The 13,089-nt window shown below is 62.7% G+C and carries 12 protein-coding genes; 6 read left to right on the forward strand and 6 right to left on the reverse strand.

What is annotated here, in order from left to right; genetic code table 11:
• Nucleotides 1–31: 31 nt before the first annotated feature.
• The 4 genes from BT116_RS03585 to BT116_RS03600 all read right to left on the reverse strand — a co-directional run bounded on the left by BT116_RS03585 (nt 32) and on the right by BT116_RS03600 (nt 5,257).
• On the reverse strand, nt 32–1,792 hold the full coding sequence (locus tag BT116_RS03585; protein ID WP_072340115.1) for a molecular chaperone: 1,761 nt from the start codon (nt 1,790–1,792) through the stop codon (nt 32–34).
• 188 nt (nt 1,793–1,980) lie between these two features.
• The gene (gene asd, locus BT116_RS03590; protein ID WP_072340117.1) at nt 1,981–2,841 is read right to left on the reverse strand and encodes an archaetidylserine decarboxylase; all 861 of its coding nucleotides are present in this window, start codon (nt 2,839–2,841) and stop codon (nt 1,981–1,983) included.
• A gap of 19 nt (nt 2,842–2,860) precedes the next feature.
• Nucleotides 2,861–3,676: a rhodanese-like domain-containing protein gene (locus BT116_RS03595; RefSeq protein WP_072340119.1), complete on the reverse strand. Its 816-nt coding sequence runs from the start codon at nt 3,674–3,676 to the stop codon at nt 2,861–2,863.
• A 42-nt stretch (nt 3,677–3,718) separates the two neighbouring features.
• Entirely contained in the window at nt 3,719–5,257 is a 1,539-nt protein-coding gene (locus BT116_RS03600; RefSeq protein ID WP_072340121.1) for an HDOD domain-containing protein, read from the reverse strand.
• A 166-nt stretch (nt 5,258–5,423) separates the two neighbouring features.
• Here BT116_RS03600 and motA point away from each other — a divergent pair, with 166 nt between their 5' ends.
• Nucleotides 5,424–6,275 carry a flagellar motor stator protein MotA gene (gene motA, locus BT116_RS03605; RefSeq protein WP_003197198.1) on the forward strand — a complete coding sequence of 284 codons (852 nt, stop codon included), beginning with the start codon at nt 5,424–5,426 and terminating at the stop codon, nt 6,273–6,275.
• Nucleotides 6,276–6,278: 3 nt separating this feature from the next.
• Nucleotides 6,279–7,316 carry a flagellar motor protein MotB gene (motB, locus tag BT116_RS03610; RefSeq protein WP_072340123.1) on the forward strand — a complete coding sequence of 346 codons (1,038 nt, stop codon included), beginning with the start codon at nt 6,279–6,281 and terminating at the stop codon, nt 7,314–7,316.
• A gap of 166 nt (nt 7,317–7,482) precedes the next feature.
• On the opposite strand, the gene rsgA is transcribed toward motB, so the two are convergent.
• The gene (rsgA, locus tag BT116_RS03615; RefSeq protein ID WP_072340125.1) at nt 7,483–8,514 is read right to left on the reverse strand and encodes a small ribosomal subunit biogenesis GTPase RsgA; all 1,032 of its coding nucleotides are present in this window, start codon (nt 8,512–8,514) and stop codon (nt 7,483–7,485) included.
• Between the two features lie 109 nt (nt 8,515–8,623).
• Between rsgA and orn the strand changes: the two genes are divergently transcribed.
• Together orn and BT116_RS03625 are read left to right on the forward strand one after the other, a co-directional pair.
• The gene (gene orn, locus BT116_RS03620) at nt 8,624–9,166 is read left to right on the forward strand and encodes an oligoribonuclease (protein WP_072340127.1); all 543 of its coding nucleotides are present in this window, start codon (nt 8,624–8,626) and stop codon (nt 9,164–9,166) included.
• 232 nt (nt 9,167–9,398) lie between these two features.
• A complete protein-coding gene (locus BT116_RS03625; RefSeq protein WP_057448254.1) occupies nt 9,399–10,010 on the forward strand; it encodes a trimeric intracellular cation channel family protein in 612 nt (203 codons plus the stop codon).
• On the opposite strand, the gene queG is transcribed toward BT116_RS03625, so the two are convergent.
• Nucleotides 9,992–11,071 (reverse strand): tRNA epoxyqueuosine(34) reductase QueG, encoded by a 1,080-nt coding sequence (queG, locus tag BT116_RS03630; RefSeq protein WP_072340129.1) that lies wholly within the window; start codon nt 11,069–11,071, stop codon nt 9,992–9,994. The two genes, BT116_RS03625 and queG, sit on opposite strands and share 19 nt — an antisense overlap.
• Nucleotides 11,072–11,134: 63 nt before the next feature.
• Between queG and BT116_RS03635 the strand changes: the two genes are divergently transcribed.
• Both BT116_RS03635 and tsaE read left to right on the forward strand, forming a co-directional pair.
• Nucleotides 11,135–12,634 (forward strand): bifunctional ADP-dependent NAD(P)H-hydrate dehydratase/NAD(P)H-hydrate epimerase, encoded by a 1,500-nt coding sequence (locus tag BT116_RS03635; protein WP_072340130.1) that lies wholly within the window; start codon nt 11,135–11,137, stop codon nt 12,632–12,634.
• Nucleotides 12,622–13,089 carry a tRNA (adenosine(37)-N6)-threonylcarbamoyltransferase complex ATPase subunit type 1 TsaE gene (gene tsaE / locus BT116_RS03640; RefSeq protein WP_003197219.1) on the forward strand — a complete coding sequence of 156 codons (468 nt, stop codon included), beginning with the start codon at nt 12,622–12,624 and terminating at the stop codon, nt 13,087–13,089. The genes BT116_RS03635 and tsaE overlap by 13 nt, the downstream gene beginning before the upstream one ends.

The following is a 13,089-nucleotide window of genomic DNA, read 5'->3' on the forward strand; positions in this document are numbered from 1 at the left end:
CCCTCACCACATAGGGTTGTGTGTTGGCTGTTCAGAGCGACTTCCACAACGAATCAAAATTCCCTTCCTGGTCGCCGCCATCCTCGGTTTCGGTTGAGTCTTCCGAGTGATAGGAAAACTGGTTGAAACTGTGGGTGCTGGTCACCCGGCGGTCCAGGCCGGCGCGGCGTTCCTGGCCGTTGGTATTGATCAGCACTCGCTGGCCTTCCTGGAAAGGCAGGCGTGGGGCGATCATGGTCGGGGGCAGGTCAATGGCGCTGATCTCGGGAAGCAACAACCCGCGCAGGTAGTGACCGTGCTCATTTTCTTCCCGGACCAGTTGCAGCCCGCAAGGCTGCGCATGCGGTGCCACCAGTTCGATGCCCATTTGCATGGCGCCGTTGCGCACTTGTCGGATCCAACGCACCACGGCAACGCTCCAGGCTTGGTCACTGGTGTCCCGGATGCCGATCATTTCTCCCGCTTGCAGCTGTTCCGGTACTTCCTTGGGCCAGCCGAGGCAGTAGCCGCCGGGGCTGTGGTTGATGATCGGCAGGTCGTAGGTGGGAAAGTGATGCTGGTTGTCGGAGTGGCTGCCGTCATCATCGCTCGGGTTGACCGGGTACTCGATTTCTTCATAGGGCAGCAGGTCGCTGTCGCCGGCGGGGGCGGCGTCGAAGGCCTGGCCCCAGGTGTCGTTTGTCTTGCTTGATGAGGCTTCGAAGCGGGCCTTGCGGGTGGTGGGGCTATTCAGGATTTCGTTGAAAGAGCGCTCGCCGCCGAGGTAGTAGTGCAGCGCACTCATGCCCACGCACAGTGTCAGCGTGCCATTGCCCTCGGTGCGCTGGAAACTGCGTTCCGCTGCTTCGCCCCAAGCGGCTTGCAGGTGATGCAAGGTATCGACGCTCATGCCGCCGGGTACCGGCAGGCTTTGCTCGGCAGGTTCTTCCAGGTGCGTGGCAATTGCGCGCACCAGGGGCTGTGGGTCGAAGCCCTGCAAGGTTGGCTGTTGTTCGGCCCGGAACTTGGAGCGGTAGCGTGGCCCGACATCCAGTTGCGGAGCGACCGCAAACAGACTGGCAGTGCTGCTGGCGGGATCCAGCTTGACCCACTGGCTCCAGGCTTCGAGCACTTCGGTCAGCCGCCCGATTTGGCTCTGGCGCAGTTGATTGCTGCGTGACGCTCCCAGCAACAGGGCAACGACATAGGTCTGTTCGGGGGTCAGTTGATGAACCTGACTGGCCAGTTCGTCACTCACGCTCAGGTGCTGCAACCGGTGCAGGCAGGCGATGCGGTGCAACTGATGCAAGTCCAGCCACAACCCCTCGGGCACTGGGCTGTACAGCTGACTGGCACGCAGCAGCGGACCATTGAGGGCATGCATCGCCCGTTGTAGCGCGGTGCTCAGCAGGCGGGCTCGGTCCTTGGTGTATTTCGATGCGATACGCGCCACGATCTGTTTGTAGCCCATCGCCAGCTGGGTTTGCAGTGCCTGGCACAGGTTGACGATCTTGCGCGAGCGCTCATCCAGCACGATGGCCTGTTGCAGGAAGTGCCGCTCCAGGTGCTTGCAGACGTAATACACCTCGGGCCGCAGCAGCTCGAGCAGTTGCAGGCGATTGTCGCTGGGCGTGAGCAGTTGGTTGAGTTCGCCAAGGGCTTGGTACAAAAGGCGGGCTGTTTCGCCGATGTTGGCCTTGGGCAGGTTGGCGATCCAGCGCTTGAGGTCCCGTGGCGTAGCATCGCAGAACGACAGACTTGATTGTGTCGGGGTCAGGACGCGCAATAACTGGAGAGGGCTGGTCTCATTCATGCCGTGTACGGGCTCCGGCGGGAAATAAACGTGATGTTCCAACTCTAGCAGCTGTAGCCGAAGGAGGTGCTATCTATGCTGGATGCCCTGTGGGAGCGAGCTTGCTCGCGATGACGCCAGGTCAGTCGCCATCGAGGTGACTGTTGCATCGCCATCGAGAGCAAGCTCGCACACATTTGATCTTTTACTCAGTCTTTGGGCAGCGCCAGCCCCTGGCCCATTTGCACTGGCGAACCGGCCACCAGGCCTTCGGCCCATTTCACCTGGTCCGGGCCGAACAACACGATGGCCGTCGAACCCAGCTTGAAGCGACCCAGTTCGGCGCCTTTTTCCAGATGAATCGGCGCGCGGGCGGCTTCGTCATAACGGAAGGTTTTCAGCTGGCGCTTGGGCGGCGTCACCAGCCCGGCCCAGACGGTTTCGATGGAGGCCACGATCATCGCGCCCACCAGCACCACGGCCATCGGCCCGCGTTCGGTGTCGAAAATGCACGCCACGCGCTCGTTGCGGGCAAACAGCTCCGGAACGTTTTCGGCGGTGGTCTGGTTGACCGAGAAAATCCGCCCAGGGATGTAGACCATCTCCCGCAGGGTGCCGGCCAGTGGCATGTGCACGCGGTGGTAGTCCTTGGGGGACAGGTAGATGGTGGCGAAATCGCCGCCCATGAACGGCGCCGCGTTGGCCGCATCACCGCCCAGCAGTTCCAGCACGCTGAAGCTGTGGCCCTTGGCCTGGAAGACCCGGCCGTGCTCGATCGGGCCGAGCTGGCTGACGGCACCGTCGGCGGGGCTGAGGATCGCGCCCGGGGTGTCGTCCAGCGGGCGTGCGCCGTCTTTCAGGGCGCGGGTGAAGAAGGCGTTGAAGTGCTCGTAGGCAGTCAGGTCTTCCACCAGTGCCTGGGACATGTCCACTTGGTAGCGCTTGGCAAACCAAGCGGTGAAGGCGTTCTTGAACCAGCGCACGCGGCATTCGGCAATGCAGCCGGCCAACCGCGACAACAGGTGGTGGGGCAGCAGGTACTGAGTGAGGATGAACAAACGGTTTTTCATTAATTGTCCTTAAGAACCTTCAAAGCTCGATGGGTGTGTCGGGGTGGTTGCCCCATTCGCCCCAGGAACCGGCATAGCCTTTGACCCGTGGATAACCGAGCGCCTTGGCCACCAGGTAGGTGAAGCCGGAGCGGTGGTGAGTCTGGCAGTGGGTGATGATTTCCTTGTCGGGCGTGATGCCTAATCGTTCGAGAATTTGCGGCATGTCCTTGCGGATGCGCAGGTTGCGCGCTTGATCCATGCCAGCAGTCCATTCGAAATTGACCGCGCCGGGAATGTGCCCGCCTCGGGCTGCGACGACTTTTTCGCCGGAATACTCCAGCGGGCCGCGAGCGTCCCAGATCGCCAGGTCGGCAGCACCGAGACGGCTTTGCAGGTACTCACGGGTGGCGGTGGGCGCTTCGTGCAGTGTCAGGCTGACCGGGCCTGCGACGGGCGCAGGCACTTCGACGGACACCGGCAGGCCTTCGTCCAGCCACGACAGCAAGCCGCCGTCGAGGTAGTGATAGTTCGAGTGACCGATCACATCCAGCAGCCAGATAAACCGCCCGGCCCAGCCGCCGCCTTCATCGTCATAGACCACGTAGACCGCGTCCGGGTTGTGCCCGAGCTCGCCGAACAGGGCTTCGAGGTCGGCTTTGGCCGGCAGCAGGCCCGGCGCCGGCGGTTGACCCAGCTGGGTGCGCTTGGGGTCGACGAAGCGGGCGCCAGGGATATGGCCGGTGCTGTAGCGGGCGGCGCTGGTCAGGTCCACCAGAATCAGTTCGCGGGCGTCGAGGCGCGGCAGCAGCTCGTTCGGCTCGATCACCAACGGCAAGCCAGAGAAGTCAGGCATGTGAGGTCTCCAGGGGCGCAAAGGGAAAAGATTGTAGCAAGTTCAGCGGCCGCGGTTGGTAAAGGTATGCAGGGCCCTTTCGATGCATTGCGCGGTTTTGCCGAAGGCTTGTACGGTCACGTCCGAGAACGGCCCGCCACCCTGGTCTACCACCACCAGCATGATCACCCGACCATTGCAGGTCAGCGAGCGCAGCAGCAGGTGCTCCCCACGGAACAGGCTGCGCAGGCCCGGTGGCAGCAGCGCCGAAAACTGCGCATTGTTGTCCGGGTTCAGGCGAACCTGGGCCTGCTGAGCCAGCAACCGTTGCACTATTTTGCTCTGGCTGATGGTAAAGCTCATGGCCGCGGCTTCTTTGGGCAGGCCGGCGGTCTGGTGTACGCGCACACTGGTCTGGTTGCGGTCGGCCATCAGGATCATCACCCGGCGCATGCCACAGGCCACCAAGACGTCCCGTGCCGAGGTGGTCAGGTGCATGGCATTGCTGAAGGGGCTCGGTTCCACCAGCAGCGCGGAGCATTGCTTGCGCCACTGGCTCAGGTCTTTTGCGCTGGGTGGTGGGGGCGCTAGCAAACCGGGGTGGATGCGACGGCTGCCCCAGGGCCAGAGCAACGCCACGGCTGGATGCCAGAGGTCTGGCATGGCGTCATGACGGGCGCTGGTGACGGCTTGTTGGTGCAGCTGTTGCTGGACCTCATCCATCGGCATCTGCAGGTACAAACTGGTGAGGTATTGCCAGCGGGCACTGTGGGGGCCGTCCCAGGCCTGTTGCGCTGAAAGTGCCAGGCCGTTGGCCAGCAACACGGTATTGGCCGGTTGATTGAGCCAGCGCCGCAGGGTTGGGTCGTCGTCCAGGCGATTCTGCTGGCGCAGCGGGTGCTCGCTGTCCCGGGCGATGCGCAGAACCTGCACCAGCTCGCGGCGTTCATTGAGCAGCAGGCGATAACCTTGCATCACCCAGATCGGCAGGCGCCAGGCCTCCACCAGCGCCAGGCAGATTTTCAGCAGGCTGACGCCGAACAATTCGCGCTCTACCTTGCGCGCGGGCTCGTGTTTGTGGACGACCCGCAATTCCCACTCCCCCAGCAATCGCGGGTGAGTCAAGGCCAGTGGCCAGAGCGGCGAGAGAAACAGCAGGCTGCCCCAGTGAATGTCCTGCCACAGCCGCGCCAGGCGGCTGGCAAAAAAGCCATTGGCCTGTTGCGTGGCGTGTTGGCTGATCAATTGCAGCTGGCGCAAGGCGATGGGGATTTCGTGCCCTGGCAACGACGGCAAGCGAGCAAGCAGTTCTTCGGTACGCTTGAGGCCGAGGCGGTTGATGGCCACTTCGAGATTTTCCGCAGGTTCCGCAAGGCTGCCATGGGTGTGATAGTTGGCCTCGCGAATGACGCTCAGGGCCAGGGCGGGGCTGTCCTGCATCAATTCGGCGATGTCACGTAACGAGCGGCGACTGTCGGCAAGGGCCTTGCAGACCAGGTCATGGCTGGCCTGGGGCACCGGCAGGTGCACGCCATCGAGCAGCTTCACCCAGCCTTCGAGGGTGGTCGGTCGTGGCGTTGGAACCTTCGTTTCGTTAGTCATGGCTGGACGTGATCATCGTATGAATTCTCTACGCCCGGAACGGGGCAAATTGGCTTTTCGCCAGAACAGCCTATAGTCTGGCGCAGTTTTGCCGATAAGTAGAAGAAGAGATTTTTCAGCTTCCGAATATGACCTTGAACCCGACTTAAATAAGTACTTTCTATCTATGGCTAAAATTATCGGCATCATCGTCGTGTTCGCGAGCGTGCTCGGCGGATACGTGCTTTCCCATGGCAAGATTGCAGCCCTGATCCAACCCTTCGAGGTGATGATCATCGGCGGTGCGGCCCTCGGTGCATTCCTGCAGGCCAACCCCGGCTATATGACGATGCATGTGCTCAAGAAATCCCTGGGCATGTTCAGTTCGCGCTTCAGCCACACCTTCTATCTCGAGGTGCTGGGGCTGATCTACGAGATCCTCAACAAGAGCCGCCGTGAAGGCATGATGGCAATCGAAGGCGATATCGAAGACGCTGCCGCCAGCCCGATTTTCGCCAAGTACCCTGCGGTACTCAAGGACGCCCGCATGACGGCGTTCATCTGTGATTACCTGCGCATCATGTCGTCCGGCAACATGGCGCCCCATGAACTCGAAGGCCTCTTCGACATGGAGCTGTACAGCCTCAAGGAAGACCTGGAGCATCCATCCCACGCGGTCACCGGCATCGCCGACGCCATGCCTGGCTTCGGTATCGTCGCGGCGGTATTGGGTATCGTGGTGACCATGGCGTCCCTGGGCGACGGCGACCAAAAGTCCATCGGCCTGCACGTGGGTGCGGCACTGGTGGGTACCTTTTTCGGTATTCTCGCCGCCTATGGTTTCTTCGGCCCGCTGGCCCATTCCCTGGCCCATGACGCCAAGGAAGAACTCAACGTCTACGAGGCCATCAAGGCTTCCCTGGTGGCCTCGGCCTCGGGCATGCCGCCATCGTTGGCGGTGGAGTTCGGTCGCAAGGTCCTGTATCCGGCGCACCGTCCAAGCTTCGCCGAGCTGGAACAAGCGGTTCGCGGTCGCTAAATCATGGAAAATAACCAGCCGATCATCATCAAGCGCGTCAAGCGCATAGCCGCTGGGCATCACGGGGGCGCCTGGAAAATCGCCTTCGCCGACTTCGCGACGGCGATGATGGCGTTCTTCCTGGTGCTGTGGCTGCTGTCCACCGCGACGCCGGAACAGAAGATCGCCATTGCCGGTTACTTCAAGGACCCGGTCGGTTTTACTGAAAGCGGCACGCCGTACATCATCGACCTGGGCGGCTCACCGACCCTGGCGCCGGATACGACCCTCAACCCCGAAGTCAAATCCCAGCCCCAGCCCGACAAGGTGACGACGGATACCGAGCAGGTCGAAGGCATGGCCGAGCAGATCGAGCGCGAGCGTCTGGAATTGTTGCTGCAAGAGTTGCAGAACAAGGTCGAAGAGAACCCGCAACTGCAGAAGTTCAAGGACCAGATCCTGTTCGAAATCACGCCGAACGGCTTGCGCATCCAGATCATGGATGCCGAGAACCGGCCGATGTTCGATTCCGGCAGCGCGCGCCTGAAGCCTTATTTCGAAGATATTTTGCTGGCCATGGCCGACACCATCAAAGCGGTGCCGAACAAGATCAGCATCAGCGGTCATACCGATGCCAAGCCCTACGTCGGCAAGGGTGACTTCGGTAACTGGGAGCTTTCCGCCAACCGCGCCAACGCGGCTCGTCGCGCCTTGGTGGCCGGCAGTTATCCGGACGAGCAGGTGGCGCGGGTGGTCGGTTATGCGTCCTCGGCGTTGTTCGACCGCAAGGACCCGTTCAACCCGGTCAACCGGCGTATCGATATCGTGGTGTTGACCAAGAAGGCCCAGCAAGCCATCGAAGGTTCGCAAACCGATGATCCGCCGCCGGAACCGGCCCAGGGGCAGGGCGCACCGGGTGAAGCACCGACGACGCCTGGCGCGGCGGCGGATCCGAACGCCTTGCCGGCGGACCAGCAACCCGTGCCGGCCCATGAGCTGCGCGAGCGTCTGAACCTGTTCGACGACGCCGCGCCCAAGCCTCCCACGCCGCCGGCACAGTGATCTGACTGGCGAGAGCAAACCTGTGGCGATGGGATTTATCCCCGCTGGATTGCGCAGCAGCCCCTCTTTTCATCTGATACTCGGGATGGAATAAAAAGGGGGGGCGCTTCGCGCCCCAGCGGGGATAAATCCCCTCGCCACAATGGTGTCCGGCTCACATTCCGGGTCAGTAACTGCTATCCGGCAAGCTGGCGATGATCGAGCGGTAGCTGTTCATCCGTTGCTGATGCACGCGACCTTCTTCCAGCGCCTTGAGCAGCGCGCAACCAGGTTCGCGGTCGTGCTTGCAGTCGCGGAAGCGGCAGGTGCCGATCAGGTCATTGAATTCGATGAACCCGGCTTCGACATCGGCCCGGCTGACGTGGCCCAGGCCGAATTCACGGATGCCCGGCGAGTCGATCAATTCACCGCCGCCGGGGAAGTGGAACAACCGCGCGGTGGTGGTGGTGTGGGTGCCCTGGCCGGACAGTTCGGACAACGGCCCGACGCGAGTCTCTACGTCTGGCAACAGGCTGTTGACCAGCGATGACTTGCCCACGCCAGACTGGCCGACGAACACACTGATGCGCCCATCCAACTGCTGTTGCAATTGCTCCATGCCGTTGCCGTGATGGGCCGAGACTTCCAGCACCGGATAACCCAAATCCCGATAGACCGACAGCAGGGCGTTCAGTGCCGGGGCGTTGTGCTCGTCGATCAGGTCGAATTTGTTGAGCAGCAACAACGGGCGGATGCCGGCGTGTTCGGCGGCCACCAGATAACGGTCGATCAGGTTGGCGTGAGGCTCGGGCAGGGGGGCGAACACAATGACGATCATGTCGACGTTGGCCGCTACCGGCTTGAGCTGACCACGGCTGTCCGGACGGCACAGCTCGGTGTGGCGCGGCAATTGCGCCACGATCACCCCGATGCCCTGGTTGCCGGCACGCCAGACGACTTGGTCGCCCGTGACCAGGGCCGGCAGGTTGGCGCGCAAGTGACAACGGAACACTTGGCCGGCCAGCTCGCCTTCCCGGGCCTCGACCTCGACCTGCACACCGAAGTGGGCGATCACCAGGCCGGTCTGTTCCGGGCCCAGGTCGCCACCTTCCAAGGCTTCGACAGCACTGGATTCGCGTTTGGCGGCGCGGGCGGCGCGCTCGCCCTGGATCTTTTCGATGCGCCAGTTTTGACGACGATTGAGTTGGCGTTTGGCCATGGGTGTTCCGTATGAAGAAATGCAGCGAATAGGGTAAAACGGCGGCGAGTTTAGCACGCCCAAGGGGCGGCCTAGGCTAAACTGCGTGGCTACGCCGAGGAGCTTCCCTATGCAAAACCCGCAGAACCTGATCTGGATCGACCTGGAAATGACCGGTCTGAACCCGGACACCGACGTCATTATCGAAATGGCCACCATCGTCACCGACAGCGACCTCAACACCCTGGCCGAAGGCCCGGTGATCGCGATCCACCACAGCGACGAGATCCTGGCCGGCATGGACGAGTGGAACACTCGCCAGCACGGCGGCTCGGGCCTGACCCAGCGGGTACGCGAGAGCAAGATCAGCATGGCCGAGGCCGAAGCCCGGACCATCGCCTTCCTGGAGCAGTGGGTGCCCAAGGGCAAGTCGCCGATCTGCGGCAACAGCATCTGCCAGGACCGTCGCTTCCTTTATACCCACATGAAATCCCTGGAAAGCTATTTCCACTACCGCAACCTGGACGTCTCCACTCTCAAGGAGCTGGCCGCCCGCTGGGCACCAGAAGTGCGTGACAGCTTCCAGAAGGGCGGCAGCCACCTGGCCCTGGACGACATCCGCGAGTCCATCGCCGAGTTGCAGCATTACCGCAAGCATTTCATCAAGTTCTGACGGAACTCTTGTGGCGAGGGGATTTATCCCCGCTGGGCTGCGTAGCAGCCCCAAGAACCTGATACCTCGTTGTGTCAGGTTGCTTGGTGTCAGGCGTATCAGGGGCTGCTGTGCAGCCCAGCGGGGATAAATCCCCTCGCCACGGGTCCTGTGTTGGACTTGTCGGAGCTGCCCTCTTTTGGTGCCTGCCCGAAATGGCTAGACTGCGCGCCTTCCTGCAAGGACCGCCACCATGTTGCTGATGCTTTATCTGATCGCCATCACCGCCGAAGCCATGACCGGCGCCTTGTCTGCCGGGCGTCGCGGCATGGACTGGTTCGGCGTGGTGCTGATCGCCTGTGTCACGGCGCTGGGTGGCGGTTCGGTGCGTGACGTGCTGCTCGGTCATTACCCGCTCACCTGGGTCAAGCACCCGGAATACCTGGTGCTGACCACCGCGGCGGCGATGCTGACGGTGTTCCTGGCGCGCTGGATGCGCCATTTGCGTTCATTGTTCCTGGTGCTCGACGCCGCGGGGCTGGTGGCGTTCACCCTGATCGGCTGCATGACGGCCCTGGAAATGGGCCATGGCATGCTGGTGGCGTCGGTCAGCGGGGTGATCACAGGGGTGTTCGGCGGTATTTTACGGGACATCTTCTGCAACGATATTCCGCTGATCTTCCGTCGCGAGCTCTATGCCAGCGTTTCATTTGCCGCGGCGTGGTGCTATCTGCTGTGCGTCTTCCTGCAACTGCCGAGTGAACAGGCGATCCTCATTACCTTGTTCGGTGGTTTCCTGCTGCGGCTCCTGGCGATTCGTTTTCACTGGGAAATGCCGAAGTTCGTCTACAACGACGAGGTTTGACGCTCGGCATGTTGCCGCAACGCCCACTCCACATGCTCGCGCACCAGCTCCGACGGGTAGTCGCGCCGCGCCTGCAGCGCTTGCAGCACGGGAATGGTTGACGGCGCATTACCCAGGCCCACCGCCAGGTTGCGCAGCCAGCGCTCGTACCCGGCGCGGCGCAGCGGCGAGCCTTCGGTGCTGTTCAGGAACGTCGCCTCATCCCACATGAACAGCTCGGCCAGCCCGGCATTGTCCAGGTTGTGCCGTGGCTTGAAGTCGCTTTCCCCGGACGGCCGGGCGAAGCGGTTCCAGGGACAGACGATCTGGCAGTCATCGCAGCCGAACACCCGGTTGCCGATCAACGGCCGCAATTCCTCGGGGATGGCGCTTTTCAGCTCGATGGTCAGGTAGGAAATGCAGCGGCGGGCATCCAGCACGTAGGGCCCGACGAAGGCATTCGTAGGGCAGATGTCCAGGCACGCGGTGCATTTCCCGCAATGTTCGCTGGCATGGGGCGGGTCCACCGGCAGCGGCAGGTCGACAAACAGCTCGCTCAGGAAGAAATAGCTTCCGGCCTTGCGGTTCAACACCAAGGTGTTTTTACCGATCCAGCCCAGGCCGGCCTGTTCGGCGATGGCTTTTTCCAGGACTGGAGCACTGTCGACGAAGGCGCGATAGCCGAAGGGACCGATCACCGCCTGAATTTTTTCTGCCAGTTGCTGCACACGTTTACGGATCAATTTGTGGTAATCGCGGCCCAATGCATAACGCGAGACGTAGGCTTTCTCCGGTTGGCCGAGCATCTGCGCCATGTGCGTATCGCCCGACAGGTAGTCCATGCGCAGGGAAACCACCCGTAGCGTACCCGGCACCAGTTCCTCGGGGTGCGAGCGTTTGCTGCCGTGGGCGCCCATGTAGTCCATTTCGCCGTGGTACCCGGCATCGAGCCAGCGTTGCAGGTGTTGCCCATGCTCGGCAAGGTCCAGGCCGCTGATGCCGACCTGCTGGAAGCCCAGCTCGCGGCCCCACTCCTTGATGGATTGGGCGAGGGCGGGGAGGTCTGTGGGAATGGCAGGCATGAGGCGAGAGAAACCAGAGCTGAGATGCGTATAATTCTGCCAGACATCGGAGCCCGAAGACGCATGCCGCACACTAAAGATGATTTTCCCGACGCGCTGTACAGCGCCGCGCAGGTCCGGGCCCTCGACGCACAACTGATCGCGGCCGGCACTGCCGGTTTCGAATTGATGCAGCGCGCCGCCCGCGCCACCTGGCGAGCGATTGTCCGGCGCTGGCCTGACGCCCACGAGCTGACGGTGCTGGCCGGGCATGGCAATAACGCCGGCGATGGTTATCTGGTCGCGACCCTGGCCCGGCGCGCTGGCTGGTCGGTGCGGGTGCTGACGGTGGGCGAGCCCCGGCGCTTGCAGGGCGACGCCGCCAATGCCCACGCCGAAGCGGTGGCGGTGGGCGTGCCGATGGAGCCTTGGTCGGATGAGGCAGAGTTGCGCGGCGTGTTGCTGGATGCGCTGCTCGGCACGGGCTTGAGTGGCGAGGTGCGCGAGCCTTATGTGCGGGCTATCGATACGATCAACGTCAGCGGTCTGCCGGTCGCGGCGGTGGATATCCCCTCGGGCTTGTGCGCTGATACCGGCCGGGTGCTGGGCACGGCGGTGGTGGCCGATCTCACCGTGACCTTTATTGGCTTGAAGCTGGGCTTGTTTACCGGCGAAGCGGCGGACCGGGTCGGTGAACTGGTGTTCAACGACCTGCACGCCGATCCAGATATTGTTGACGCGGCACCGGCCAGTGCCCGATTGCTCTTACCCCATAATCTGCCACGCCTGACACCTCGTGCCGCCACGTCCCACAAAGGCAAGTTCGGTCACGTGCTGTTGATCGGTGGCGACCGGGGCTTTGGCGGCGCCATCCAGATGAGCGCCGAAAGTGCCCTGCGCTGCGGTGCGGGGATGGTTTCGATGGCGACCCGCAGCGAGCACGTATCCGCCGCGCTGACGCGTTTGCCAGAAGTGATGGTGCAAGGCACCCATTCGGCGAACCAATTGATGGGCTTGCTCCAGCAGGCCAGCGTGCTGGTGGTCGGGCCGGGCTTGGGCCAGGCCGCGTGGGGGCGCAGCCTGTTGTCGGCGGCGGCCAATGCGCCGCTGCCGCAAGTATGGGATGCCGATGCGCTGAACCTGCTCTGCAGCGGCGATGTCCGCCTGCCTGGACGGTGTGTCATCACCCCGCACCCGGGCGAGGCGGCGCGATTGTTGGCGTTATCCACAGCCCAGGTGCAGGCCGACCGTCCAGCGGCAGCCCATGCATTGAGCCGGAAATACGCCACCACGGTGATCCTCAAGGGCGCCGGCAGCCTGATTGCCAGCCCGGACGGTCGCCTGGCGGTTTGCAGCCAGGGCCATCCGGCCATGGCCACAGCAGGCCTGGGGGATGTGCTGGCCGGCGTGGTCGGCGCCTTGCTGGCACAGGGCATGGAAGGGTTCGAAGCCGCGTGCCTGGCGGTCTGGCTGCACGCCAATGCCGGTGCCCAGGCCGGCCGTTCGGGTCGGGGGGTGGCAGCCACCGATCTGATTCCGGCCATTCGTCAGTTGTTGGAGGAGCATTCACCGTGTCTGAAGTAACCCTGTACGTGGCGGACGAACAAGCCATGACACAATTTGGCGCCCGCATCGCGCAGATCACCGCCGGCCACGGCCTGATTTTTCTCGAAGGCGACCTCGGCGCGGGGAAAACCACCCTGTCCCGTGGCATCATTCGCGGTCTCGGGCACGTCGGCTCCGTCAAGAGCCCTACGTTCACCCTGGTCGAGCCCTATGAGATCGGCGACATTCGCGCCTTCCATTTCGACCTGTATCGACTGGTGGATCCTGAGGAGCTGGAATTCCTCGGTATTCGCGATTATTTCGAAGATGACGCCTTGTGCCTGATCGAATGGCCCCAGAAGGGGGCAGGCTTTTTGCCAAAGCCCGACCTGACCATTACCATTGGCGCGCAGAACGGCGGGCGTTCGCTGAAACTGACGCCGCAAGGCTCGCGTGGCGAGTCGTGGTGTGCCGCTTTGGCATTGGAAAACTAA

Origin of the sequence: Pseudomonas sp. NFACC16-2 (assembly GCF_900119205.1) — a bacterium.
GTDB lineage: Bacteria > Pseudomonadota > Gammaproteobacteria > Pseudomonadales > Pseudomonadaceae > Aquipseudomonas > Aquipseudomonas fluorescens_Q.